The organism is Nonomuraea sp. NPDC050383 (genome assembly GCF_044459125.1).
Lineage (GTDB): Bacteria > Actinomycetota > Actinomycetes > Streptosporangiales > Streptosporangiaceae > Nonomuraea.
In genome coordinates, this window is sequence record NZ_JBITIP010000026.1 from 82204 (window position 1) to 107390 (window position 25187).

23 protein-coding genes and 1 pseudogene are annotated in these 25187 nt (G+C 72.0%); 18 read left to right on the forward strand and 6 right to left on the reverse strand.

Features of this window, described 5'->3' with window-relative positions; translation table 11 throughout:
* Nucleotides 1-429 precede the first annotated feature (429 nt).
* The 7 genes from ACIBG4_RS39080 to nhaA all read left to right on the forward strand — a co-directional run bounded on the left by ACIBG4_RS39080 (nucleotide 430) and on the right by nhaA (nucleotide 9743).
* Nucleotides 430-519 (forward strand): K(+)-transporting ATPase subunit F, encoded by a 90-nt coding sequence (locus tag ACIBG4_RS39080; protein WP_310711357.1) that lies wholly within the window; start codon nucleotides 430-432, stop codon nucleotides 517-519.
* On the forward strand, nucleotides 519-2183 hold the full coding sequence (kdpA, locus tag ACIBG4_RS39085; RefSeq protein ID WP_397207279.1) for a potassium-transporting ATPase subunit KdpA: 1665 nt from the start codon (nucleotides 519-521) through the stop codon (nucleotides 2181-2183). The genes ACIBG4_RS39080 and kdpA overlap by 1 nt, the downstream gene beginning before the upstream one ends.
* Nucleotides 2180-4297 carry a potassium-transporting ATPase subunit KdpB gene (gene kdpB / locus ACIBG4_RS39090; RefSeq protein WP_397207281.1) on the forward strand — a complete coding sequence of 706 codons (2118 nt, stop codon included), beginning with the start codon at nucleotides 2180-2182 and terminating at the stop codon, nucleotides 4295-4297. The genes kdpA and kdpB overlap by 4 nt, the downstream gene beginning before the upstream one ends.
* The gene (locus tag ACIBG4_RS39095) at nucleotides 4294-5148 is read left to right on the forward strand and encodes a potassium-transporting ATPase subunit C (protein ID WP_397207283.1); all 855 of its coding nucleotides are present in this window, start codon (nucleotides 4294-4296) and stop codon (nucleotides 5146-5148) included. Before kdpB ends, ACIBG4_RS39095 begins: the two co-directional genes overlap by 4 nt.
* A 6-nt stretch (nucleotides 5149-5154) precedes the next feature.
* The gene (locus tag ACIBG4_RS39100) at nucleotides 5155-7701 is read left to right on the forward strand and encodes a DUF4118 domain-containing protein (protein ID WP_397207285.1); all 2547 of its coding nucleotides are present in this window, start codon (nucleotides 5155-5157) and stop codon (nucleotides 7699-7701) included.
* A complete protein-coding gene (locus ACIBG4_RS39105; protein WP_310711352.1) occupies nucleotides 7698-8366 on the forward strand; it encodes a response regulator in 669 nt (222 codons plus the stop codon). Before ACIBG4_RS39100 ends, ACIBG4_RS39105 begins: the two co-directional genes overlap by 4 nt.
* A 96-nt stretch (nucleotides 8367-8462) precedes the next feature.
* Nucleotides 8463-9743 carry a Na+/H+ antiporter NhaA gene (gene nhaA / locus ACIBG4_RS39110; RefSeq protein ID WP_397207287.1) on the forward strand — a complete coding sequence of 427 codons (1281 nt, stop codon included), beginning with the start codon at nucleotides 8463-8465 and terminating at the stop codon, nucleotides 9741-9743.
* Here the strand turns inward: nhaA and ACIBG4_RS39115 are convergent.
* Nucleotides 9740-10111, reverse strand: coding sequence for an SDR family NAD(P)-dependent oxidoreductase (locus ACIBG4_RS39115; protein WP_397207289.1), 372 nt, complete (start codon nucleotides 10109-10111; stop codon nucleotides 9740-9742). The genes nhaA and ACIBG4_RS39115 overlap by 4 nt on opposite strands.
* On the opposite strand from ACIBG4_RS39115, the gene ACIBG4_RS39120 reads away from it, so the two are divergent.
* Genes ACIBG4_RS39120 through ACIBG4_RS39130 form a run of 3 tightly spaced genes read left to right on the forward strand, consistent with a single transcriptional unit; the run spans nucleotide 10110 to nucleotide 13207 of the window.
* Entirely contained in the window at nucleotides 10110-10988 is an 879-nt protein-coding gene (locus ACIBG4_RS39120; protein ID WP_397207291.1) for a VOC family protein, read from the forward strand. The genes ACIBG4_RS39115 and ACIBG4_RS39120 overlap by 2 nt on opposite strands.
* A gap of 3 nt (nucleotides 10989-10991) precedes the next feature.
* Nucleotides 10992-12221, forward strand: coding sequence for a carboxylesterase/lipase family protein (locus ACIBG4_RS39125; RefSeq protein ID WP_397207293.1), 1230 nt, complete (start codon nucleotides 10992-10994; stop codon nucleotides 12219-12221).
* Nucleotides 12222-12226: 5 nt separating this feature from the next.
* Nucleotides 12227-13207, forward strand: a complete 981-nt coding sequence (locus tag ACIBG4_RS39130; RefSeq protein ID WP_397207295.1) for an Lrp/AsnC family transcriptional regulator — start codon at nucleotides 12227-12229, stop codon at nucleotides 13205-13207.
* 209 nt (nucleotides 13208-13416) lie between these two features.
* Here the strand turns inward: ACIBG4_RS39130 and ACIBG4_RS39135 are convergent, their stop codons facing one another.
* The gene (locus ACIBG4_RS39135) at nucleotides 13417-13803 is read right to left on the reverse strand and encodes a hypothetical protein (RefSeq protein ID WP_397207297.1); all 387 of its coding nucleotides are present in this window, start codon (nucleotides 13801-13803) and stop codon (nucleotides 13417-13419) included.
* Between the two features lie 279 nt (nucleotides 13804-14082).
* On the opposite strand from ACIBG4_RS39135, the gene ACIBG4_RS39140 reads away from it, so the two are divergent.
* Nucleotides 14083-15264 (forward strand): low temperature requirement protein A, encoded by a 1182-nt coding sequence (locus tag ACIBG4_RS39140; protein ID WP_397207299.1) that lies wholly within the window; start codon nucleotides 14083-14085, stop codon nucleotides 15262-15264.
* A gap of 41 nt (nucleotides 15265-15305) precedes the next feature.
* On the opposite strand, the gene ACIBG4_RS39145 is transcribed toward ACIBG4_RS39140, so the two are convergent.
* Nucleotides 15306-15689, reverse strand: a complete 384-nt coding sequence (locus ACIBG4_RS39145) for a tautomerase family protein (protein WP_310711343.1) — start codon at nucleotides 15687-15689, stop codon at nucleotides 15306-15308.
* 83 nt (nucleotides 15690-15772) lie between these two features.
* Between ACIBG4_RS39145 and ACIBG4_RS39150 the strand changes: the two genes are divergently transcribed.
* A complete protein-coding gene (locus ACIBG4_RS39150) occupies nucleotides 15773-16273 on the forward strand; it encodes a MarR family winged helix-turn-helix transcriptional regulator (RefSeq protein WP_310711342.1) in 501 nt (166 codons plus the stop codon).
* A gap of 278 nt (nucleotides 16274-16551) precedes the next feature.
* Here the strand turns inward: ACIBG4_RS39150 and ACIBG4_RS39155 are convergent, their stop codons facing one another.
* On the reverse strand, nucleotides 16552-18015 hold the full coding sequence (locus ACIBG4_RS39155) for a serine hydrolase domain-containing protein (protein ID WP_397207302.1): 1464 nt from the start codon (nucleotides 18013-18015) through the stop codon (nucleotides 16552-16554).
* Nucleotides 18016-18305: 290 nt separating this feature from the next.
* Between ACIBG4_RS39155 and ACIBG4_RS39160 the strand changes: the two genes are divergently transcribed.
* Nucleotides 18306-19034: a TetR/AcrR family transcriptional regulator gene (locus tag ACIBG4_RS39160; RefSeq protein ID WP_397207304.1), complete on the forward strand. Its 729-nt coding sequence runs from the start codon at nucleotides 18306-18308 to the stop codon at nucleotides 19032-19034.
* Nucleotides 19035-19149: 115 nt separating this feature from the next.
* Here ACIBG4_RS39160 and ACIBG4_RS39165 read toward each other — a convergent pair whose 3' ends face one another.
* Entirely contained in the window at nucleotides 19150-19998 is an 849-nt protein-coding gene (locus ACIBG4_RS39165; RefSeq protein ID WP_397207306.1) for an SDR family oxidoreductase, read from the reverse strand.
* Between the two features lie 82 nt (nucleotides 19999-20080).
* Between ACIBG4_RS39165 and ACIBG4_RS39170 the strand changes: the two genes are divergently transcribed.
* The 4 genes from ACIBG4_RS39170 (at nucleotide 20081) to ACIBG4_RS39185 (ending at nucleotide 23815) form a co-directional block, all read left to right on the forward strand.
* Nucleotides 20081-21022, forward strand: coding sequence for an AraC family transcriptional regulator (locus tag ACIBG4_RS39170; protein ID WP_397207308.1), 942 nt, complete (start codon nucleotides 20081-20083; stop codon nucleotides 21020-21022).
* Between the two features lie 230 nt (nucleotides 21023-21252).
* Complete coding sequence (locus tag ACIBG4_RS39175) at nucleotides 21253-22203, forward strand: alpha/beta fold hydrolase (RefSeq protein WP_397207310.1); 951 nt, start codon at nucleotides 21253-21255, stop codon at nucleotides 22201-22203.
* Between the two features lie 134 nt (nucleotides 22204-22337).
* Complete coding sequence (locus ACIBG4_RS39180; protein WP_397207312.1) at nucleotides 22338-23117, forward strand: alpha/beta fold hydrolase; 780 nt, start codon at nucleotides 22338-22340, stop codon at nucleotides 23115-23117.
* Nucleotides 23118-23251: 134 nt separating this feature from the next.
* Entirely contained in the window at nucleotides 23252-23815 is a 564-nt protein-coding gene (locus ACIBG4_RS39185; protein ID WP_397207314.1) for a dihydrofolate reductase family protein, read from the forward strand.
* Nucleotides 23816-23883: 68 nt separating this feature from the next.
* Here the strand turns inward: ACIBG4_RS39185 and ACIBG4_RS39190 are convergent, their stop codons facing one another.
* Nucleotides 23884-24960 carry an RNA polymerase subunit sigma-70 gene (locus ACIBG4_RS39190; protein WP_397207316.1) on the reverse strand — a complete coding sequence of 359 codons (1077 nt, stop codon included), beginning with the start codon at nucleotides 24958-24960 and terminating at the stop codon, nucleotides 23884-23886.
* Between ACIBG4_RS39190 and ACIBG4_RS39195 the strand changes: the two are divergent.
* A pseudogene (locus tag ACIBG4_RS39195) lies at nucleotides 24959-25187 on the forward strand (ABC transporter ATP-binding protein); the annotation flags it as partial. The gene ACIBG4_RS39190 and the pseudogene ACIBG4_RS39195 sit on opposite strands and share 2 nt — an antisense overlap.

Sequence of the window (25187 nt, forward strand, 5' to 3'; positions counted from 1 at the left end):
TTGGCAGGGCCGGTGTCCGCCGTGTGCGGACGCCGCGTCGCCGTAATGAGCCCATCCGGAGATGACCGGCAAACAAAAATACGCCTGAAGGTTACATACCGTCAGGCGCACACGTTCGTATGGGTACCTCAACTGCAACTGCGTTCAGCCTAGCACATCCACGGGCCACTCCCCCGGCCGTCGTCACCCCGCGAGTCAGGGCAGCGGGTCGCGTAGGGATCTCGTCAACATTCACGCAGTTGGCGTATGAAATCCGTCAAGATTCGCAGAACCCGCCAAATGTCGCGCTTAGCTCGTCATGGGGCCGTTCAGCGGGACGGCCGGACATATCCGGAAGTGAGGAGCGGGGATGGCGGACGTCGTCTACCTGGCCCTGGTGATCGCGGTCTTCGTGGTCCTGGGACTGGCCGTCAAGGCGGTGGAGCGGCTGTGAACGCCGTCAACGCCGCGGGGCTGGCGCTGGCCGCCGTCCTGGTGGTGCTCATGGTCGTGGCCCTGCTTTTCCCGGAGCGCTTCTGATGTCCTCGTCCCTGGCCGGGATCGTGTTCATCGCCTCGATCCTGCTCGCCCTGGCGATCTGCTACCGGCCGCTCGGCGACTACATGTACCGCGTCTACACCGGCACCAGGCACTCGCGGGCCGAGCTGGCGTTCTACCGGCTGGCAGGCGTCAAGCCGGACGGCGAGCAGCGCTGGGCCGTCTACGCGCGCAGCGTGCTCGCGTTCTCGGTCGTCTCGATCCTGTTCCTGTACGGCCTGCAACGCCTGCAGAACCACCTGCCGCTGAGCCTCGGCATGAAGCCGGTGGCCCCCGACCTGGCCTGGAACACCGCTGTCAGCTTCGTGACGAACACGAACTGGCAGGCGTACTCAGGCGAGTCCACGATGGGCCACGTCGTGCAGACGGCCGGTCTGGCCGTGCAGAACTTCCTCTCGGCGGCCGTCGGCCTGGCGGTCGCGATCGCGCTGGTGCGCGGCTTCGCCAGGAACAGCAGCGACAGCCTGGGCAACTTCTGGGTGGACCTGGTACGCGGCACCGTCAGGATCCTGCTGCCCATCGCCTTCGTGGCCGCGCTGGCGCTGGTGGCCGGCGGCGCGATCCAGACCTTCGGCGACCATGTCTCCTGGGCCACGCTGACGGGCGGGCAGCAGACGCTCACCCCGGCCGCTGCGGCGTCGCAGGAGGCGATCAAGGACCTGGGCACCAACGGCGGCGGCATCTTCAACGCCAACTCGGCCCACCCGTTCGAGAACCCGACGGCCTGGACGAACTGGATCCAGATCCTCCTGCTGCTGCTCATCGCCTCCTGCCTGCCGCGCACCTTCGGCCGCATGGTGGGCGACAACAGGCAGGGCTACGCGATCGCGGCGGTGATGGCGACCCTGTTCGCCGTCAGCGTGGCCGTGACCACCTGGGCGGAGCAGAGCGCGGGCGGCACGGTTCCGCAGGCGATCGGCGCCGCCATGGAGGGCAGGGAGGCCCGCTTCGGCGTCCCGGACTCGGCCCTGTTCGCCTCCGCCACCACGCTGACCAGCACCGGCTCGGTGAACTCCTTCCACGACTCCTACACCGCGCTCGGCGGCGGCATGCTGATCTTCAACATGCTGCTCGGGGAGGTGGCGCCCGGCGGCGTCGGGGCCGGCCTGTACGGCATCCTGGTGCTCGCGGTGGTCACCGTGTTCGTGGCCGGGCTCATGGTCGGCCGCACCCCCGAGTACCTGGGCAAGCGCATCGGCGCCCGGGAGATCAAGCTCGCCTCCCTGTACTTCCTGGTGACCCCGGTGCTGGTCCTGACCGGCACGGCCGTGGCCATGGCCACTCCGGTGGGCAGGTCGGCGATGCTCAACACCGGCCCGCACGGCTTCTCGGAGATCCTGTACGCCTACACCTCCGCCTCCAACAACAACGGCTCCGCGTTCGCCGGCGTGAGCGTCGACACGGTCTTCCACAACACGACGCTCGGCCTCTGCATGGCACTGGGCCGCTTCCTGCCGATCGTGCTGGTGCTGGCGCTGGCCGGCTCGCTGGCCGGGCAGGCGCCGGTCCCCGTCTCGGCCGGGACGCTGCCCACGCACCGGCCGCAGTTCGCCGGCATGCTCGTCGGCGTCACGGTCGTCCTCGTCGCCCTGACCTTCCTGCCCGCGCTGGCGCTGGGGCCGCTGGCGGAAGGGATCCAGCGATGACCGCGAACCCCGCCGGCGCCGGACGCGCCCTGGCCGGCCGTCAGCCCGCCAAGGGCGGCGGCCTGTTCGACCCGCGCCAGCTGCTGAGGTCGCTGCCGGACGCGCTGCGCAAGCTCAACCCCGCCACCATGTGGCGCAACCCGGTCATGTTCATCGTCGAGGTCGGCGCCGCCTTCACCACGGTGCTCGCCGTGCTCACGCCGTCGTCGTTCGCCTGGGCCGTGGTCGTGTGGCTGTGGCTGACCGTCGTGTTCGCCAACCTGGCCGAGGCCGTCGCGGAGGGGCGCGGCAAGGCCCAGGCCGCCACGCTCCGCGCCGCCAAGCGCGACACCGTGGCCCGCCGCCTGGCGAGCCCGGACGCCTCCGAGTGGGAGAGCGTCGCCGCGCCCGAGCTGCGGCAGGGCGACCTGGTCGTGGTCGAGGCCGGGGAGGTCGTCCCCGGCGACGGCGACGTGGTCGAGGGCATCGCCAGCGTGGACGAGTCGGCCATCACCGGCGAGTCCGCGCCCGTGATCCGCGAGTCGGGCGGCGACCGGTCGGCGGTCACCGGCGGCACCAGGGTCCTGTCCGACCGCATCATCGTCAAGATCACCCAGAGGCCGGGTGAGAGCTTCGTGGACCGGATGATCGCCCTGGTGGAGGGCGCCAACCGGCAGAAGACGCCCAACGAGATCGCGCTGAACATCCTGCTGGCCGCGCTGACGATCATCTTCCTGGTGGTCACGGTGTCCATGCAGCCGCTGGCCATCTACGCCAAGGCGGTCAACCCCGGCGTCCCCGACTCGATCGCGCTCGACGGCGACGGCGTCACCGGGATCGTGCTGGTGTCGCTGGTGGTCTGTCTCATCCCGACCACCATCGGGGCGCTGCTGTCGGCCATCGGCATCGCCGGCATGGACCGGCTCGTCCAGCGCAACGTGCTCGCCATGAGCGGCCGGGCGGTCGAGGCGGCCGGTGACGTCTCCACGCTGCTGCTGGACAAGACCGGCACGATCACGCTCGGCAACCGGCAGGCGGCGGAGTTCGTCCCGGTGCCCGGGGTGTCGGAGCTGGAGCTGGCGCGCGCCGCGCAGCTGTCCAGCCTCGCCGACGAGACCCCCGAGGGCCGTTCGATCGTCGTGTTCGCCAAGCAGGCGTACGGCCTGCGCGAGCGGGCCCCCGGCGAGCTGGCCCGCGCCCACTGGGTGCCGTTCACCGCCCAGACCCGCATGTCGGGCGTGGACCTGGACGGGCACCAGATCCGCAAGGGCGCGGCCACCGCGGTCATGAAGTGGGTGCGCGACCACGGCGGCCACCCCACCGACCAGATCGGCCACCTCGTGGACGGCATCTCCGCGAGCGGCGGCACCCCGCTGGTCGTCGCGGAGCAGGGCCGGGTGCTCGGCGTCGTCCACCTCAAGGACGTGGTCAAGCACGGCATGCGCGAGCGGTTCGACGAGATGCGCCGCATGGGCATCCGCACCGTCATGATCACCGGCGACAACCCGCTGACCGCCAGGGCCATCGCCGAGGAGGCCGGGGTGGACGACTTCCTCGCCGAGGCCACGCCCGAGGACAAGCTGGCCCTCATCAGGAAGGAGCAGGCGGGCGGGCGGCTGGTCGCCATGACCGGCGACGGCACCAACGACGCCCCTGCCCTGGCCCAGTCGGACGTCGGAGTGGCCATGAACACCGGCACCTCCGCCGCCAAGGAGGCCGGCAACATGGTCGACCTCGACTCCGACCCGACCAAGCTCATCGAGATCGTGGAGATCGGCAAGCAGCTGCTCATCACCCGGGGCGCGCTGACCACGTTCTCCATCGCCAACGACATAGCCAAGTACTTCGCGATCGTGCCCGCGATGTTCGCCGCCGTCTACCCGGGCCTGGACCTGCTCAACGTCATGCGGCTGGCCAGCCCGCAGTCGGCGGTGCTGTCCGCGGTGATCTTCAACGCGCTCGTCATCGTGGCGCTCATCCCGCTCGCGCTGCGCGGCGTGCGCTACCGGCCGGCCGGCGCGTCCCGGCTGCTCAGCCGCAACCTGGCCGTGTACGGCCTGGGCGGCATCGTGGTGCCGTTCGCCGGCATCAAGCTCATCGACCTGCTCGTCCAGCTCCTACCGGGGATGTCATGAACCGCCTGCCAGGCCCGCTCCGCCGCCTCCTCGCGGCGCTGCGCGCGCTGCTCGTCCTGACGCTGGTGACCGGCGTCGTCTATCCGCTCGCGGTCACCGGCCTGGCCCGGCTCCTGCCGGGCCGGGCGGACGGCTCCCTCGTGCAGCGCGACGGCCGGACCGTGGGCAGCGCCCTGGTCGGCCAGTCCTTCACCGACGCCGGCGGCCACCCGGTCAGGAGGTACTTCCAGAGCCGCCCGTCCGCCGCGGGCGACGGCTACGACCCGCTCGCGACCGGCGCGAGCAACCTCGGGCCGGAGGACGTCGTCGACGTCCTGCCCGCGCCCGGCGAGAAGGGCAGGACGTCGCTGTTGACGCAGGTGTGCGCCCGCTCCAGGGCGGCCGGTGAGCTGGAGGGCGTCTCCGGGGCGCGGCCGTACTGCACGCCCGACGGCGTGGGGGCCGTGCTGAAGGTGTTCCCGGCCGTCGGCGTCCCGGTCCGCGCCGTCAGCGTCAACCAGGTCTGTCCGGCCACGCCGTTCCTCGCCGCGTACCGGGGGGTCAAGGTCGAGTGCGCCAGGCCGGGCGAGGACTACGCGGCCGGCCGCACCGTCCCGGTCCGCGGGAGCGTCACCCGCGCCGAGGTGCCCGCCGACGCGGTGACGGCCTCCGGCTCCGGGCTCGACCCGCACATCTCGGTGGCGTACGCCGAGGTGCAGGCGCCGCGCGTGGCCAAGGAGCGCGGCCTGCCGCTCCAGCGGGTGGAGGAGCTGATCAGGCGGCACACCACCGGTCGTAGCCTGGGCTTCATGGGCGAGCCGGTCGTGAACGTGCTGGAGCTCAACCTGGCGCTCGACCGGCCGAGGGGGTGAGGAGCGGTGCCACGGGGACGGCTGCGGGTCTACCTGGGCGCGGCTCCCGGCGTCGGCAAGACGTACGCGATGCTCTGCGAGGGCCGCCGCGCGATGGCGCGCGGCCGGGACGTCGTCGTCGGGTACGTCGAGACGCACGGCCGCGCCCGCACCGCCGAGCTGCTGGACGGCATGGAGGTCGTCCCCCGCCGGACCCTGGTCCACCGCGGCGCGGAGTTCACCGAGCTGGACGTCGACGCGGTCGTCGCCCGCCGCCCCCGCGTCGCGCTGGTGGACGAGCTGGCCCACACCAACGTGCCCGGCTCCCGCAACGCCAAGCGGTGGCAGGACGTGGACGAGCTGCTGGACGCCGGCATCGACGTGGTCTCCACGGTCAACATCCAGCACCTGGAGTCGCTCAACGACGTCGTCCGCGACATCACCGGCGTGCCGCAGCGCGAGACCGTGCCGGACGAGGTGGTGCGCAGGGCCGACCAGGTCGAGCTGGTGGACATGTCACCCGAGGCGCTGCGCCGCCGGATGGCCCACGGCAACGTCTACGCGCCCGAGAAGGTGGACGCGGCGCTGTCGAACTACTTCCGCGTCGGCAACCTCACCGTGCTGCGGGAGCTGGCGCTGCTGTGGGTCGCCGGGAAGGTGGACGAGCAGCTCGACCGCTACCGCGCCGACCACGGCATCGAGGGCACGTGGGAGGCGCGCGAGCGGGTCGTGGTCGCCCTGACCGGCGGTCCGGAGGGCGACACCCTGGTACGGCGGGCCGCCCGCATCGCCGGCCGGACCAAGGGAGCCGACCTGCTGGCCCTGCACGTGACCACCGGCGACGGGCTGACCGGCGCCGACCCCGCGCACCTGGCCCGGCAGCGGACGCTGGTGGAGAGCATGGGCGGCACCTACCACCAGGTCGTCGGCGACGACGTGCCCCGCGCCCTGCTGGACTTCGCCCGGGGTGTCAACGCCACCCAGCTCGTGCTGGGGGCCTCGCGGCGTGGCCGCTTCGCCCAGCTCCTGTCGCCGGGGGTCGGGGTGACGACCACGGCCCTGTCGGGCCCCATCGACGTCCACATGATCACTCACGAGCGGGCCAGCAAGGGCCGCCGCCCGTCCCGGAGCGGGGCGGCGCTGACGCGGCGGCGCCGGCTGCTCGGCTGGGCGATGACCGCCCTCGGCCTGCCCGTCCTCACGGCCGTCCTACACGGATTGCGCGACACGCTGGGGCTGCCGAGCCAGATCCTGCTGTTCCAGATGTGGGTGATCGCGGTGGCGCTCGTCGGCGGGCTGTGGCCGGCGATGGGCGCGGCCGTCGGCGGGTTCCTGCTGCTCAACTACTTCTTCACCAACCCCTACCGGACCCTGCTCGTCTCCGACCCTGAGGCGCTGCTGGCGCTGATGGTGTTCGTCGTGGTCGCCGCCGCGGTCAGCGCGATCGTGGACGTGGCCGCCCGCCGCACGCGGGAGGCGGCCCGCGCCGGCGCCGACGCCGAGCTGCTGTCCACGCTGGCCGGCCACGTGCTGCGCGGCGACTCCGCGCTGCCCTCGCTGCTGGGACGGCTGCGCGAGACGTTCGGCCTGTCCTCCGTCACGCTCCTCGAACGAGCCGGCGAGCCCACCCCCGACGACCAGGCGCAGCCGGAGGCGTGGCACATCGTCGCCACCTCCGGCGGCCGGCCCGCCACCTGCCCGGGCGTCGCCGACACCGACGTGGCCGTGGACGACCGCCTCGTCCTGGCCGCCCGCGGCCGGCTGCTCGACGCGGCCGACCGCCGGGTGCTGGAGGCGTTCGCCGCCGAGGCCGCCGTCGCGCTGCGCCAGGAACGGCTGCGCGAGCAGGCCGCCCGCGCCGAGCCGCTGGCCGAGGCCGACCGGATGCGCACCGCGCTGCTCGCCGCCGTCAGCCACGACCTGCGCACCCCCCTCGCCTCGGCCAAGGCGGCCGTCGAGAGCCTGCGCGGCACCGAGATCGACTGGTCGCCCGAGGACCGCGCGGAGCTGCTGGCCACCGCCGACGAGTCGCTGACCACGCTGGACCGGCTCGTCGCGAACCTGCTCGACATGAGCCGCCTGCAGGCCGGCGCGCTCGGGCTGTCCCTCCAGCCGGTGGCGCTGGACGAGGTCGTGCCGCTGGCCGTCGACGAGCTCGGGCCGCTCGCCCGCCGCGTCGAGGACACCATCTCCTTCGAGCTGCCCGAGGTCCTCACCGACCCGGCGCTGCTGGAGCGGATCCTCGTCAACCTGGTCTCCAACGCCGTCCGCTACAGCCCGCCCGCGGAGAAGGTCCTCGTCACCGCCAGCAGCCACGGCGAGCAGGTGCAGATCCGCGTCGTCGACCGCGGCCCCGGCGTGCCGCGCGACGCGCACGACCGCATGTTCCTGCCGTTCCAGCGGCTCGGCGACCGCGACAACCACACCGGTCCCGGCCTGGGCCTGGCCCTGTCCCGTGGCCTGGCCGAGGCCATGGGCGGCACGCTGGTCCCCGACGAGACGCCCGGCGGCGGCCTGACCATGGTCCTCACCCTGCCCGCGTGCCTGCCCCCGCCCCCTCCGGAGGTGCCATGACCCGCATCCTCATCGTGGACGACGAGCCGCAGATCCTCCGGGCGCTGCGGATCAACCTCGCCGCCCGCCACTACGAGGTCGCCGTCGCAGCCGACGGCGCCTCGGCGCTGCGCCAGGCCGCCGACTGGCGCCCCGACCTGGTGATCCTCGACCTGGGCCTGCCGGACCTCGACGGCGTGGACGTCATCCACGGCCTGCGCGGGTGGACCTCGCTGCCGATCCTCGTGCTGTCGGGACGGGCGGGCAGCGCCGACAAGGTGGAGGCCCTGGACGCGGGGGCCGACGACTACGTCACCAAGCCGTTCGCCGTGGACGAGCTGCTCGCCCGCATCCGCGCCGCCACCCGCCGGGCCGGCGGCCACGAGCCGGAGGCCACCTCGGTCGCTGTCGGCGACCACGTCGTGGACCTGGTGGCCAAGCGGGTCTCCGGCGGGGTGCGGCTGACGCCGACCGAGTGGCGCATGGTGGAGCTGCTGCTGCGCAACCCCGACCGGCTGATCAGCCAGCGGCAGATGCTGGCCGAGGTGTGGGGTGGCGCCCACGTCAAGGAGACGCACTACCTGCGCCAGTACATGGCCCAGCTGCGCAAGAAGCTCGAACGCGACCCGGCCCGCCCCGTCCACCTGCTGACCGAGCCGGGCATGGGCTACCGCTTCAAGCCCTGATCCGCATGTTTGCTGCCTCTTTGGGTAAGATTGCCGCTGGTGTGCCGGGAAGTCTGGTCGGCGTGTTCTACAGCCGACCCTTCCGAGGAGCTCTCCTTGACCCGCAGGCCGCCGTCGTCCTCCCGTGTCCTGCGCCTGTTCGGCCGCGGCTCGCGGGCCGAGTCCCGCCGCATCGCCGACGTCCTGCGCACCGAGACCATCGGCGGCGCGCTCCTGCTCGCCGGCGCCCTGCTCGGTCTGGTGTGGGCCAACTCGCCGTGGGGTGGAGCCTACGAGGCGCTGCGGTCGTTCCGGGTCGGGCCCGCCGCCCTTCACCTGGACCTCAGCCTGGCCGCCTGGGCGGCCGACGGCCTGCTGGCGATCTTCTTCTTCGTGGCCGGCCTGGAGCTCAAGCGCGAGTTCACGGCCGGTGACCTGCGCGACCCGCGGCGCGCGGCGGTCCCCGTCGCCGCCGCCATGGGCGGCGTGCTCGTCCCCGCCGTCGCGTACCTGGTCACGACCTCCGTCGCCGGCGCCGCCGACGCCGCGCAGGGATGGGCGATCCCGACCGCCACCGACATCGCCTTCGCGCTGGCGGTGCTCGCGGTGATCGGCCGGCATCTGCCGGCCGCGCTGCGCACGTTCCTGCTCACCCTGGCCGTGGTGGACGACCTGCTCGCCATCGTGATCATCGCGGTCTTCTACACCGAACGGCTCGCGCCGCTCCCGCTGCTCGCCGCCGCCGTGCCGCTGGCCGTCTTCGCCCTCCTCGTACGGCGGGACGTGCGCGCCTGGTGGCTGCTGCTGCCGCTGGCGGCGCTCACCTGGGCCCTGGTGCACGCCTCCGGCGTTCACGCCACGGTGGCCGGAGTGCTGCTCGCCTTCACCGTTCCCACCTCTTCCTCCGGCCGCCGGGCCGGGGCGACCGCGCCGGCGGAGCACTTCGAGCACCGGTTCAGGCCGTTGTCGGCGGGGGTGGCCGTGCCGGTGTTCGCGTTCCTGTCGGCGGGGGTGGCGATCGGCGGGCCGGACGGGCTGGTCCGGACGATGGCCGACCCGGTCGCCCTCGGCGTCGCCGCCGGGCTGATCGTCGGCAAGCCGCTGGGCGTCATGGCCGCCACCTGGCTGGTGTCCCGGTTCACGCACGCCGAGCTGGACGAGAGCCTGGCCTGGGTGGACGTGCTGGGGCTGGCGCTGCTGGCCGGCATCGGGTTCACCGTGTCGCTGCTCATCGGCGAGCTGGCCTTCGGCGCAGGCAGCCAGGGCGACGCCCACGTCAAGATCGCCGTGCTCGCCGGCTCGCTGACGGCGGCGCTCCTGGCGGCGGTGGTGCTGCGCCTGCGCGACAACGTCTACCGCCGCATCGAGCAGGAGCAGGAGTCTTCCGGCCCGTCCTAGGCGCGGCTGCTGCGGCGCGGCAGGAGTGGCGGTGGCCTTTCGGCCTTGCTCATCGCGTACGCCAGCTCCGCCCGGACGGCGAAGGCGTTTCCGCCAGTGTTCTCAATCAAAGAGATGGTCTCCTGGGCGGCCGCCTCATTGGACCCGTAATGCACAACCACCAGCGCGCCGTCGGCTGCCAGCCGCTGCGCGATGGACCGGCCGATGCCCCGCGAGGCCCCGGTCACCAGCGCCGTACCCGAACGGCGACGACTGCGCCTCGATCGCGCGTGGGATTCCATCAGGATGGGGGCCTGGAATGTCGAAAGACGTCGATCCCACCCCGTTGGCTGGAACCGGCGGCTGCCGGGCGTCAGCCTGTCACCCATGATCACTCGGGACATCGACCGGATCGACCACTCCGTCCTCTACACCACCGACATGGACGCCACCGCGGCGGCCTACGAGGCGCTGGGATTCACGCTCAGCCCGCTGTCCATGCACATGGGCTCCGACCGCCCCGGCGGCGAGCGCAGGCCGATGGGTGCCGGCAACCGGTGCGCCCTGTTCGGCCGCACCTACCTGGAACTGCTCGGCCTGTACGGGGACGGCTCGGTCGATCCCTGGAACATCCGCCCGCTCATCGCCCAGTACGAGGGCCTGCACGGCTACTCCTTCGGCTGCACCGACATCGAAACCGCCGAGAAGCGCCTGCGCACGGCCGGCCTGTCCTCCTCCGGAGTGCTGCCGCTGCAGCGGGACGTGGACACCCCTGACGGCGTGGAGAGCGCCCGCTTCCAGGCGGTCCACCTCGACCGCGCGCTCACGCCCGAGGGGCTGATCCACGCCGCGTACCACCTGACCCCTGAACTGATCCACCAGCCGCGCTACCTGGAGCACGCCAACGGCGCCACCGGCCTGTACAGCGTGTTGCTCGTGGTCGACGACGCCGACCTGGAGCCCACCGTCGCCCGCTACGCCCTCATCCTGGCCACCGAACCGATGATCGAGGGACCGGTGCACGTGCTGCCACTGCCGCTGGGCAGGGTGGAGGTCGTCGCGGTGTCCGCCTTCCGCGCGATGATGCCCGGCGAGCCGGTGCCCGCACTGCCGTACATGGCCGGGCAAGCCGTGTCCGTACGTGACGTGCGGGCGGCCCGCGCTCTGGTGGAGGGCAACGGGTTTGCCACGGGCGACATACCGGGCGGGTTCTTCGTCGGCGCCGCCCAGGCTCGTGGCGCCGCACTGGCCTTCCTGGAGGTGTGACCGGTGACCGGCCTGATCCACGCACCCGCCGGGACGCTGCGTGGCGTCCCCGCGAACGGCGCGGTCACCCCCTTCCGCGGCATCCCCTACGCTCGCGCCGAGCGGTTCGCCGCGCCGCAGCCGACGCGGTGGAACGGCGTGCTGGATGCCGTCCACCCGGGTCTGGCAGCCCCGCAGCCGCGCACGTCGCGGCTCGAACGTGCCCTCGGCCCCGGCAGCGATCTCCGTCAGGGTGAGGACTGCCTGTCACTCAATGTGTGGACACCGGGCGGCAGCGGGTTGCCGGTCCTGGTGTGGCTGCACGGTGGCGGCTTCCTGACCGGTTCCGGTGCCCAGTCCTGGTACGACGGCGCGCTGCTGGCCGAACGCGGCCGGATGGTGGTCGTCACCGTCAACTACCGGCTGGGCCCCTTGGGCTACCTGTATCTGACGCCGCAGTTCCCCCCGGCCAACCTCGGCCTGCTCGACCAGATCGCCGCCCTGCGCTGGGTGAGGGAGAACATCTCGGCTTTCGGCGGTGACCCGGCTCGCATCACCCTGGCCGGCCAGTCCGCCGGAGCGATGTCCGCGCTGGCGCTGTCCGGCCGTGACCTGTTCGGGCAAGTCATTCTGCAGAGCACACCGGCCGGCGTACAGCCGTACAGCATCGGCGAGGCCGCCGAGATCGGCCAAACGTTCCTGGACGTCCTCGAACTGCGTCCCGGCGACGCCGAACGGCTGCGCACCGTACCGCTCGCCGACCTGCTCGGCGCCCAGGAGCAGGTCGCCCGCCGCATCGCGCAGTCCGGCAGGGTGACGCCGCCCTTCCAACTGGTCGCCGCCGACGGCGTGCCGGCCGACCTGACCACCGGCCCCCGGGAGGAGGTGCCCATGCTGATGGGCACCACCCGGGACGAGGCCCGGGCCTTCTTCCCCCAAGCTGAGGCCGGGCTCACCGCGCGGCTGTTCCGCGACGGCAACCTGCGCCTGGCCGGCCGAGCCCGCTCGGCCCACCTCTACCAGTTCGACTGGTCACCGCCGGGCAGCCCGTTCGGCGCCTGTCACTGCATCGAACTGCCGTTCGTCTTCGGCAATCTGCCCGCCTGGCATGCCTCCCCGATGCTGGCCGGCGCCGAACCCGGGCAGCTTGAGCGACTCGTGGCGTACGTGCAGGGCGCCTGGACGGCCTTCGTCCACGACGGCTCGCCCGGCTGGCCCGCCTTCCCTCACGTCGAGCACATCACGCTAGCCTGACCACGGTGACCGCCCCGGTCCTGGACAAGCTCGATCGCGCCATCGTCCACGCCCTCCACGTGGACGGCCGCGCGCCCTTCAGCCGTATCGCGTCGGTGCTGGGGGTGTCCGACCAGACAGTGACACGCCGCTACCAAAGGCTTCGCTCCGCAGGGCTGCTGCAGGTCATCGGTCAGGTCCAGGCGCGACGGCTGGGCTGGGCGGAGTGGTTCGTCCGGATCCAGGTCGTCCCCGACGCGGCTGTGCCCATCGCCGAAGCGCTGGCCCGCCGAGCGGACACCTCCTGGGTCAGCCTCACCTCCGGCGGCACCCAGATCGTCTGCGTGGTGCGGGCACGCAGCTTCCGCGAGCGCGATGCGCTGCTGCTGGGCCAGTTGCCCCGCACACCGCGGGTGGTCGGGGTGACGGCGCACTGCCTGCTGCGGGTCTTCGCCGGCGGCCCCACCGGCTGGCACGGCAGAGCCGACTCGCTCACGTGCGAGCAGATCGCCGCGCTGGCCCCGCGGCACGCACCAGGGGCTCAGCGGGAGCGGGTCGTCCTGGACGAAGACGATGAGCACCTGCTGGCGGTCCTGGCCCGGGACGGCCGCGCCGGATACCCGGAGCTGGCCCGGGCCACCGGCTGGTCTCCGGCAACGGCCAAGCGCAGGCTGGACCACCTGCGCGACTCCGGCGTGCTGTTCTTCGACGTGGACATCGACCCTCTGCTCCTGGGCTTCGAGATGGTCGCGATCCTCTGGCTGACCGTCGAACCCTCCGCCCTGCGCCGCACGGCCCAGGCGGTGGCCGCGCATCCCGAGGTCGCCTTCGCCGCCGCCACCACCGGCCCGACCAACCTGCTGATGTTCGTCGCCTGCCGCGACGCCGGCGCGCTCTACGACTACCTCGAGGGCGGCATCGGCAGCCTGCCAGGAGTGCGGCACATCGAGAGCGCCCCGGTCATCCGAGACAGCAAACGAGCCGGCACAGCCAGAACAGCGACGTAGCCGGCGCCACGGGTCACCGACCGTCGCTGTCGAGTCCAGGTCGGCCACGTACGTGATCACGGCGGTACGGCGACCAGGAGAACTCCCCGCGGGACGGATCGCGGGCGGCGCAGGCTCGTGCAGAGGCGGCCGGTGACATCGGCTGGCTGCGCGGTGGATTCCGGCATCCTGGACAACCAGCTCGGCAGCCGCTCGGCCAGGAGAGGGCCTCACGTCGCGGCCCTGACACCTCCTGTGGAGTCGTTCGTGGTGCCGGCCGGGGCGCGGTCGAGACGGCCGGTCCAGACGCGGCCGAGCTGGAGCATGCTGCCGCCGAACATCAGCACGCCGATCGGCACGTGCAGGACCTTGGCGTGCGCCATGCCGAGCGCCGCCTGTACGAGCGTCAACACCAGCATTCCTACCGCCGGCATGATGACGGCGAGCCGTCGCGTCATGATGGCCGCCCCCAGGTGCAGCAGCACCGTGACGACGACCGCGACCGCGGACGCGGCGTGCAGCTCGCGCCCACCGGGTGAGGACAGCAGCAGGCCGGCCGTGACCGCCTGGACGAGGAGCGCGAGGGTCTGCAGCAGCATCGCGACACGTAGGAACACGGGGTCTCCTCCGGGGAGTGCGGGAGCGTGGGCGGCGTGCCGCCCGTGACGACCGAGCCATCGTCCCGCTCGGCCGGTCGCCGCGCGTCCGGCCAGGGGAGGCTTCCGTGCCTACCCCGAGGGGGGCAGCGGGACCGTCCCGGTTACGCCGCCGGGAGTAGCCGGCCGTACACCGGCACGACGACCTGGGACGGCGACGCGTGGACGATCTCCCGACCCCTACGATGAGCTGTCATTGGCGACATAACGAATTCGCCTGCGCGTTTGTGGAGGAAACCAGTGCCAGCGCCGATCCTTCGCCCCCGCGGCGAGGTCGCCCGGGTCATGCCGGTCGAGCTGTTCTTCGATCTTGTGTACGTGTTCGCCATCACCCAGCTCTCCCACCTGCTCCTCAACCACCTCGACGCGGCCGGGGCGGCGCAGACGCTGCTGCTGACGCTGGCCGTGTGGTGGGCCTGGATGTACACCACCTGGACCACGAACTACTGCGACCCCGACCACCCGGTCCTGCGGCTGACACTGACCGGGGCCATGCTGGCCGGGCTGGTCATGGCGGCGGCGCTGCCGCAGGCGTTCGGCCCGCGGGCCTGGTGGTTCGCCGGCGCGTACGTGGCGCTCCAGGTGGGGCGGACGGTCGTGGTGACGGTGGCGGCCCGCGCGTTCCCGATCGGGCGGACGTTCCGGCTGGTCCTGGCCTACCACGTGGTCAGCGCGGTGCTCTGGATCGCGGGCGCCGCGCTCGGCGGGACGGCCCAGGCGGTTCTGTGGACGGCCGCCCTGCTCGTGGAGTACACGGCGCCGTGGCTCGGCTATCGCATGCCGATCCTCGGCGGCGTGACGCCTGCCGACTGGACGATCGACGGCGCCCACATGGCCGAGCGCTGCCAGCTCTTCGTCATCATCGCGCTGGGCGAGTCGGTGCTGGTGACCGGGGTGACGCTGGCCGAGCACCCGCACCTGGACGCCGCCACGGTCGCCGCGTTCACCGTCGCGTTCCTCGCCAGCGTGGCGACCTGGTGGGTGTACTTCCACCAGACCGCCGAGAAGGCGGCCGAGGCCACCGCCCAGTCCAGCGACACCGGGCGGCTCGGCAGGTCCGCGTACACCTACATCCACATCCCCATGGTCGCCGGGATCATCGTGGCGGCCGTGGGCGACGAGCTGGTGATCGCGCACCCGCTCGGCGGGGTCTCCGCCGGCACGGTCCTGACGGTGCTGGGCGGTCCGGCGCTGTTCCTGGCGGGGCACGCGCTGTTCCAGAAGGCCGTGTTCGGGCGGGTGCCGGCCAACCGCGTCGCCGGGATCGGCGTCCTGGCGGCGGCCGGGCTGCTCGTGGCGCTCGCGCCCGGTCTCGTGCCGCCGCTGGTGCTGGCGGTCGTCGCCGCGCTGGTCCTCGCCGCGGTCGCCGCGACCGACATGGTCCGCGGCCGGTCCCGCGCCACGGCCGGCCTCGCCTCCTGAACCCCGGCCCCCTGCCGGCCGGCTCCTGACTCCCCCGGCGGTCAGACCGGCTCGCCGGCGACTCCCGAGCGCCCCGCGGGGACGCCCACGAGCAGCACGGTCGCGCGTGGCCGCACGGACTCACCGAAGACTTCCGCAAGGGCGTCGGTGATGGCGGCGATCAGCCGGGCGGGGACGTCGCCGAGCCCGGGAACGGTGAACGCCCCCTCGCGGAGGTTCAGCGTCACGACCGGCGCCGTCTCCTCGGCCGGCTCGCCGCCGATCCCCCAGCGGCGCTGCGGGATGCCGAACAGGTCCACGACGGCCAGCGACCGCAGCCGCTCGCCGAACACGGCACCGACCGCGTCGGTCAGCGCCCGGATGAGCTTGGGCTCCACGTCACCGTCGAGCGCCTCCTCGCGGATCTGCACGTGGAAGTGCGGCATGGTAGGTCTCCGTTCATCGAGTACGACCTAAAGCTTTGAACACAAAATACCTTTGAGTTCAAAGGTAAGAGAGGTGATCTGCCATGTCAACCGACGGACGGCGCCGGCAGGGCGGCGAGGAGGCGCCGGGGCCCGGGGTCGACGACGCCATCCGGGCGATGTTGCTGCTCATGCCGCGCATGGTGGGGCGCGCCAAGCGGATCCAGGTCCCCGAGGAGCTGCGGTCGCTCGCGCTGGCGCCGCGGCACCTCTCGCTGCTGTCGTACCTGCTGTTCGACGGGCCCATGACCGTGAACGACCTGGCCGCGCGCCTGGAGGTCGCTCCGACGACCGTCAGCCTCATGGTGGGCGAGCTGAGCCGCAAGGGCGTCCTGGAGCGACGGGAGGACGAGGCCGACCGGCGCCGCCGCATCGTCAGCATCACCGACGCCCGGCGGCCCGCCATCGCCGGCTGGCTGGCACCGGGAGCGGCGGCCTGGCGGCACGCCCTCGAACCCCTGACGCCCGCCGAGCGACGCCTGTTCATCGACACCCTGCGCGCGTACGAGGCGGCGATCGCCGACGACGACCGCGATCCCGCCTAGAAGATCACTGATCGCCGCCGTCCGGCGGGTGATCCGCCACGGGCCCGGCGCCGCGCAGGTCGCCGCCGGCTGTTGCAGGGCCTGCTCGCTTTGGTCGCCGGCCAGGACGTGGAACCGGCCGAGGACTCCGACGGCCGGGCCGGACGCTGGCGCATCGCGACGCTGGGCGTAGTGCTCCAGGTGGCGGGTGAGGGTTCGGCGTGGAGGGTGCTCGGCGAGGGTGAGCGGGCTGTCCGGTGGCCCGCATCGCCTCCGCCCGGTACGCCTCCTCGCCGGCGTCAGGCGATCTTGGGGGTGGCGCGCATGCCGACGTACACGCAGGCCGTGCCGTCCGCCAGGGTGGAGAAGACGACGGGCATGTAGTCCTCGCTGAAGGACGGGCCCGCCCCCGTGGCCGCGAAGACGGTCTGGGTCACCGGGAGCAGCTCCATGTCCAGGGGCGGGGACATGTCCTTCATGTCGTCCACGAACTCGTAACGCATGCGCAGGCCGACACTGGCGTCATCACCGGCGCCTCCGCTGTCCTGGCTGACGGTGATGACGACACCGGCGCGCCGGTAGGTGCCGAGCAGCGGGGTGACGTCCACGGTGGGGGGTTCGGCGGGCAGGCCGAAGGGGGCGGGCATGGTGACGCCGGCGAGTTCGGCGAGCAGGTCGCGGAACAGGTCGGCGTACAGGAGCCGGGCGCTGCCGCCGTTGGTCAGCAGGACCAGGGCGAGGCCGGCGTGCGGGACGACGCGCAGGTAGGCGTACTGGCCGATGGCGGCGCCGTCGTGGCCGTAGCCGGGCACGCCGTTCCAGTCGTAGAGGGTCCAGCCGAGGCCCCAGCCGTCGGCGGAGACGGTCCACTTGTCGGGCACGTCGGTCTCGCGGCGCTGCATGGCGGCGACCGCCTCGGCCGACAGCACCGGGCCGCCGCCGGCCAGGTGCATGGCCGCCAGGCGGGCCATGTCGCCGGCAGAGGTGATGACGCGGCCGGCGGGGCCGGCCGAGCGCGGCATGAGGTCCCAGGCGGGGGCCGGGTCGGGGTCGGCGCCGGGCTCGCCCAGGTGGCTCATCGCGGCCGGGAAGCGCAGCGCCTCCTCCGGCAGCGTCATCGAGCGCTCCAGGCCGAGCGGGGTGAACAGCAGGTCCTTGAGTGCCTGGTCCCAGGTGCGGCCGGTGAGGACCTCGATGAGGCGGCCCAGCACGATGTAGCCGAGCCCGCCGTAGGAGATCGCGGTGCCGGGCGGGCAGTCCAGCGGCACGTCCCGGGCGGCCTCGACGTAGCGGGCCAGGCAGTCGTCGCCGCGCCCGCCGTCATAATTGAAGTCGTTGGTGACGCCGCCGGTGTGCGACAGGAGCTGGCGGACGGTGATCGTCCGGGTGGCCACGGGGTCGGGGGTGGCGAACTCGGGCAGGACGTCGGCCACCCGGGTGTCCAGCGTCAGCCGGCCCTCGTCGATCAGCCGCATTACCAGGGTGGCCGTGTAGACCTTGGCGATCGAGCCGGACAGGAACACCGAGTCGGTCGTCACCTCCACGCCGGTGCCCCGGTGCAGCACGCCGCTCGCCAGCTCGTGCACCCGCCCGTTGACCAGCACCGCCAGCGACGCGCCCGGCACGTGGTGCCGCCGGCGCAGCTCGTCGAAGCGCGCCTGCCAGCGGGCCAGGTCAAAGGTCTGCCCCTGGGAGCCGGCACTCCCCCAGTCGCCGCCGGCCGTCCAGCCACCCTGCTCGGTCCACTGCACGTTCGTCGCCATGCTTCCCCCTGTACGTCGTTCCCTCGATGCGCACACTGTACGCACACTGGAGCAGTGTGCGCAATTCGCGCACGGCGGTACCGTCGAGGTGGTCAGCAGACATGAGGCACCACCCGGCGGCGGTGCGGCCGTGCGGCTTGGCGGCCGGCCGGCGAACGTGCAACGCACATGCGCGTTCTCGGCGCACGACGCACGTGGGGCGAGCTTTCTATGCGGACAGGATGGGAGCACTGTACGCATGCTGCGAACGTCGTACGCTACCATGGGCGTCCCGCAACGAGGAGACCTTTATGCCAGCCGAGAAGCAGCCCATTCCCTCGGTATGGGCCCGCCCGCGTCGCAAGCGGGAGCAGCCGTCGCTGAGTCGCGACCGGATCGTGTCCGAGGCCATCCAACTCCTGGACACCGAGGGCATCGACGCCCTGAGCATGCGCAGCCTCGGCGCCCGGCTCGGCGCCGGAGCCACGTCTCTCTATCGGCACGTGGCCAACAAGGACGAGCTGATCGAGCTGGTCGTGGACGAGATCTACGGCGAGGTACGGGTGCCCGCCGCCGACCCCGCACGCTGGCGGGCGGCCGTCACCGAATCCGCCCACAGCCTGCGCTCGATGGTGCTGCGTCATCCCTGGGTCGTCTCCGTGCTCGGCCAGGTCGGGCTCGCCTATCTCGGGCCCAACCTGATGCGGCAGTCGGAGCGCATGCTCACCCTGTTCGAAGCGGCGGGCTTCGCCGTCGACGAAGCCGATCGGGCCATGAAACTGCTCATCGCCTACGTCATCGGGATGACCACCAGCGAGGCCGCCTACCTGTCGGTGCTCGCCCGCAGCGGCCAGAACGAGCAGGACTGGCTCGAGAGCCTGCGACCGACCACGGAACAGGCCCTGCAGGACTACCCGCTCCTGCGCGCCGCGGAGCAGACCAAGGATCCGGAGCAGATCCGCGCAGAGTCCTTCGTCTACGGCGTCGAGCGCATCCTTGATGGCTTGGAGACCAGGCTCGGCCGCACCCCCGCCCGTTGAGACACGGCCGGAGGGCGACGGCCCGGAGCCGGTGGCCCACTTCTGCAGGCGCCGATGCGGAGCGCTCCGCGGCCGGCTCCGAACCGCATCCTTCGACGTGGTGAGCGCCGACGACCTATCGGTTGCCGGGAGGGTCCCAGAGGCCCGCGGCGGCGGTCTCGGTGACGTAGTCCTCGAACCGCCTGGCGGGCCGGCCGAGGGCGCGTTCCACGCCGTCGGCGACCTCGGCGTGCCGGCCGTCGCGGACGGCCGTGAGCAGGCCGGTGAGCAGCCGCGCGACGTCTGCCGGGACGCCGCCCGCGACCTGGCGTTCGACGAAGACCTCGGGGTCGGCGTCGACGTGACGGACCGTGCGCCCGGTGGCCTCGGCGATGAGGCCGGTCGCCTCACCGACGGAGATCGCCCGCGGACCGGTCAGCTCGTAGAGCCGGCCGGCGTGGCGGTCGTCGGTCAGCGCCGACACCGCGACCTCGGCGATGTCGTCCGCGTCGACGAACGGCGTGCGCCCGTCACCGGTGGGCAGGTACAAGCTCCCCTCCAGGACCCCGCGCAGCCAGAACGCCTCGCTGAAGTTCTGCGAGAACCAGGTCGGCCGCAGGATGGTCCACTCGACGCCGGAGTCCCGGACGGCCCGCTCGGCGGGCTTGAGGGGATGCCGGTCATCGGCGTCGACCCCGGGGGCCGACAGCAGCACCAGCCGCCCCACGCCCGCGGCGACCGCCTGGGCCACGAACCGCGGGAGGCGCGCCTGACCCTCCGCGCTCGGCTGCAGGCCGGGCGTCATGAGGTAGGCGGTGCCGACGCCGTCGAGCGCGGGCCCCCAGGTGGCCGGGTCGTCCAGGTCGAAGGAGACGTCGCCACCCGTACGGGACGCCGTCCGGACCGGCCGGCCGGAGGACTTGAGGCGCCGGGCGATGCGGCGACCGGTCTTGCCGGTGCCGCCGAGAATGAGGATGTTCTGCACAGCTTCCAGAGAACTCCATCGGCCGCAGACGATCCATGGGAGAGCGTCGCCGATACATTTGTGATCGTCTACCATGCGCGGCATGGATGTCCTGAGCGATCTGCTGCATCGGGCCCGTACCAGGAGCTCGATGGTGCGGCAGCTGGTTCAGCGGCCGCCGTGGTCGATGACCTTCGCCGACGTTCCTCCTCTCACGATCGTGGCCACGCTCGGCGGCCGCGCGTCGATCCGGCTCGACGACGACGACGCCGTGCCGCTGCTCCTGGGCGCCGGCGACATCGCCCTCATCAGCGCCACCGGCCGGTACACGATCGCCGACGATCCGTCCACCCCGCCCCAGGTCGTGGTACGCGGGGGGAAGAAATACGCCGTCGGCGGGAACGAGGACGCGCCGGCCGGCCGGAGCTTGGCGCCCCGTACCTACGGCGACGGTCTGCCCGGGGCCACGACCATGCTCCGCGGCGCGTACGAGCTCCGCGGCGACGTGGGGGAACGCCTGCTGGACATGCTCCCGCCGCTGGCCGTCGTGCCCGCCGGGCCGCGGACCCGGGCGGCGCTGGATCTGCTCACCACCGAGGCCGCCTGTGACGAGCCCGGCCAGGACGCCGTCCTCGACCGGCTGCTGGACCTCGTGCTCGTGCTGGCGTTGCGGGCCTGGTGCGCCAGGCCCGAGCCGGGGCTCCCCGCCTGGTACCGGGCACTGGGCGACCCCGCCGTCGGAGACGCGCTGCGCCTGCTCCACGAGGATCCCGCCCACCGGTGGACGGTCGCCGCGCTGGCCGCGAAGGTCGGCATGTCCCGCGCCGCCTTCGCCGCCCGCTTCACCGGCCTGGTCGGTGAGCCCCCGCTCACCTACCTCACCAACTGGCGGATGACCTTGGGGGCGGACCTGCTCCGTGACACCGAGGCGACCGTCGCCGTCGTGGCCCGCACGGTCGGGTACGAGGACGCCTTCGCCTTCAGCGTGGCGTTCAAGCGCGCCCGCGGCGTGAGCCCCTCGATCTGGCGCCGCGGGATGCGCTGACCCCGGCTCGGCGCTGCCACTCAGCCGTGAGCGTCACGTAGCCAGTCGGGATCGTGCGCGTTCCTCGCCTTCGTGCCCGCCTGGCCCGGGCAAGCCGCCTGACCGGAACATTTGTACAAGATACCGGCGCGCACCGACGGCGACAGTAGGCCCATGATTATCTCCCCGGGGCTCGACGACCCCACTGTCTCGACGACGCCTGCCTGCGCTTTCCGCATCGGCAGGATGATGTGAGCAGCCCCGCACGGCGCCGGCGGCGCCTCTTGATCGCCTCGGCTGTCCTCCTCGTCGTCGTCGGGTTGCTTCTCGTGAACGCGGCGGTGGTGACGCGGCAGAGCGCCGAGGCCAGTGGGAATCCGACTCTGCCTCTCGACGGCGGGAACATCTACGTCCGCCAGGACGGCCCCCCGGATGCCCCGGCACTCGTACTGATCCACGGGCTCGCCGCGTCGACCCGGTCGTGGGACGCGCTCGTCCCGCTGCTGGCCACCTCCCATCGCGTCATCCGGATCGACCTGCTCGGACACGGCCGGTCGGCCAAACCGGCCGGCGGCGGCTACGGCATGCCGGAGCAGGGACGCCGGGTCGGTGAGGCGATGGACCGGCTCGGGATCAAGCACGCCGCAGTGGTCGGCCATTCCACCGGTGGCGCGGTCGCCACCGCTCTGGCCGAGCAACGCCCCGACCTGGTGTCCTCGCTCGTGCTCATCGACACCGCGCCCCGTCTGTCCGCCGCCGTATCAAGCGGCGGCGTCGGCGGGCTCCTGTACACCCCCGTCATCGGGCAGCTGCTGTGGCGGCTTCGGACCGACAGCCTGATCCGCAACGCCGCGAGCACCGCGTTCAGCCGTCGCGGCTACGAGGTCCCGCAGGCGGTCGTGGACGACGCGCGCGGCATGACCTACCACGCCCTCATCGCGACAACGCAGACCGGCGACGACTATGTGAATCAGCGCTCGCTCCCCGATCGGCTGATTCCCCTCGGCAAGCCGCTGCTGGTGATCTTCGGTGCGGAGGACCGGAGATGGCGATCCTCCTCCGCTGCCGAATACCGCGCCGTTCCGGGCGCGAAAGTCGAGTTGCTGCCCGGCGTTGGCCACTCGCCCATCATGGAGGACCCCCCGCGGACCGCCGCGCTTCTGCTGGCCTTCACCGCGAGCCACGCCACCCCGGTGCGCTGAACGACATGACGCGCCCATGGCGGGACCCGGTGCTCCCGGCATGGCGGGACCGGCCTGCGGTGCGTGGATCCGGCCTGTGTGCTCAAGCTGTACGTGCATGCCCGACAACCTTCGCCCAGGACAGGGAGATCGCGATGCCACACACCAGCTCACACATCTACTGGGAGGAACACGGCCAGGGCCCGCTGACACTTGTCATGCTGCCGGGATTCGGCGCCTCGGCTGAGTCCATGACCGGGATCGCGCGGCACCTGAGCGGGTTCCGCGTCCTGATCTTCGACCTGCCCGGACATGGTCAGTCCGTACGTGCGCCGGCGGACGGGAGCCTGCCCACGCTGGCCGCGACCCTGCACGACGCGATCAACGACGCGGGCGTCGACACTTACTGCCTGGTCGGCTATTCCCTGGGTGGCGCGATCGCACTGCGTATCGCGCTTGACCACCCGGATGAGGTACGTGCGCTGATCGGTGTCGTTCCGTGGAACGCCGCGGGGACGACCGCCGGGGACGAGGTGATCGCCGCCTTCGATGCCGCGTACGGCAATGTCGAGGCCCTCACGCGAGCAGTGGCGGCAATCTCCCTGGACCCGTCGAAGACCTCGACTCTGACGAGCAGCATGCTGACCGTCACCGAACAGATGTGGCACGGCTGGCTGGCCGGCGGTGCGCTGACGAGCCATGCCGACGAGCTGCCTGAGATACGCATACCGACCTGCTACATACTCGGCGGAAAGGACGTCGTCGTAGATCAAGCCAAGCAGCTTGACGACGTGCGGCGCATCCCTGGAAGCCGCGCGGTCCTGCTGAGCGAGCTTGGACATCTGTGCGGTCTCGAGACGCCCGACGTCGTCGCGAACGAGATTTCGAGCTTCCTGGAGACGGAGATACGCGCCGATCCAGCTGGAAGTCGTTGAGAGTCCAGGACAACGGGCGAGTGCGCGGCGAGCCCGATCCGGCGATCACCGCCAGGGTTCGTCGAGCGCACCGATCAGGTTTCCGCGCCGTGTCCGTCTGTACGTGTGAGATCGACTCACGGAAGGCTGGCACGATGCGGAAACTGATCTTCGGCATGAACCTGAGCCTGGACGGCTACATCGCCGCTCCCGGCGACGACCTCGGCTGGAGCGTACCGAGCGACGAGCAGTTCCAGTGGTGGTCCGACCGGGTGGCGGCGACCGGCCTGGCGCTGTACGGGCGCAAACTGTGGGAGGCGATGAGCTCCCACTGGCCGACCGCCGATCAGCAGCCCGGCGCGACACCGGCGGAGATCGAGTACGCCCGCCGCTGGCGGGACATGCCGAAGGTGGTGTTCTCCTCGACGATCAGCACGGTCGACTGGAACACCCGCCTGGTCACCGGCGACGCGGTCACCGAGATCACCCGGCTCAAGGCCGAAGACGGCGGCCCCATGGACCTCTGCGGCGCCACCCTTGCCGCAGCGGCCATGCGGGCCGGGCTGATCGACGAGTACGTGCTGGTCACCGCACCGGCCTTGCTGGGCGGCGGCACGCCGTTCTTCACGGCCCTGGACAGCTGGGTGAGCCTGAACCTGGTGGAGACGCGGACGTTTCCCGGCGGCGTGGTACTGACCCGATACGAGACGAGGCGATGAGCACGGGCCAGACGGATGCCCCGCCGGCAACGCCGGCGGGGCGGTGGGTGTTCAGCTGGTCGGGGTGCTCATTCCGCGGTGACTTCGGTGACGGCGGCCGATGCGCTGGACTCGTCGACGATGGGGCTTCTGTCTGATGGCAGCGTCGGGGGCAGGCCCAGCCATGGTTTGTCGGTGGCGTCGAATCCGGTGAGCTCGGCGATCTTCCCGTCGACGATGTGCAGGACCGCGATGTTGAACAGCCGGTACTCCAGGTCGTCGGGGGTGCGGAGGTACAGCACGGCCGCAGGCATGCGGTTGACCGTCGTGGTGATACAGCGCCAGTCGTCGTAGCCGCGCTGGAAGAGCCCACTGGAGACCCAGCCGTCCACCGCGTCCTTGGCCGTCATGATCAAGGTGCCCGGCTCGGGCAGCATCGCGAAGCGCAGGTCGTCGCGCAGCAGCGACATCAGCCCGTCGAGGTCGTTGCGCTCATGGGCGTCGATGTACGCCTTCACCACGCCGCGCTCGTCATTCGACAGCTCGTGGGTGGCGGGGCTCCGCCAGTCGAGGCGGCGGCCGGGCAGCTGCTCGCGCATCGTCACACGGGCCCGCTGTAGTGCGCTGGTCACCGATGCGACGGTCAGCTGGAGGGCGTCGGCGGCTTTCGACGCCGGCCAGCCGAGGACGTCGCGCAGGACGAACGCCGCCCGCTGCCGCGGCGGAAGGTGCTGGACGGCGACGATGAAGGCCAGCTCGATCGTCTCCCGCGCCACCACCGATTCCTGCGGGTCCTCGGGGAGCATCCGGTCGGGGTACGGCTGCAGGTACGGCACCTCGGAGCCGGGGTCCGGCAGCCCGGACGGTACGGGTGTGCGGTCGTTGCGCTTCTCCAGGAAGTCGAGGCAGGCGTTCGTCGCGATCCGGTACAGCCAGGTCCGCAGGGCCGCGTGGCCCTTGAACGTCTCCCGCTTGTTCCATGCTCGCAGGAACGTCTCCTGCGTCATGTCCTGGGCGTCCTCGTAGTTCGCGAGCATCCGGTAGCAGTGCACCTGCAGCTCACGCCGGTGGCGCTCCGTGATGAGCGCGAACCGCGCCGTGTCGCCTGAGCGGACCGCCGCGATGAACGTGGCCTCGTCGGCGCCCAGCGGTCTGGCGTCGGTCATGGTCATCAATCCTTCCACAGCTGCAAGAGGGCTGACAGAACTGACGACGTGGCGGCGGATTTCTGATCGGTGCGCGGCCTATCAGCCATCACAGCTACTGGCCGCCCGGCCGCAGGCCGTCCTACTCGACGAGCCGACGAACCACCTGTCCACGGCGCTGGTCGAGGAGATCACCGAGGCCCTGTCCGCCACGGCGGCAGCCGTGGTGCTGGCCACGCACGATCGGC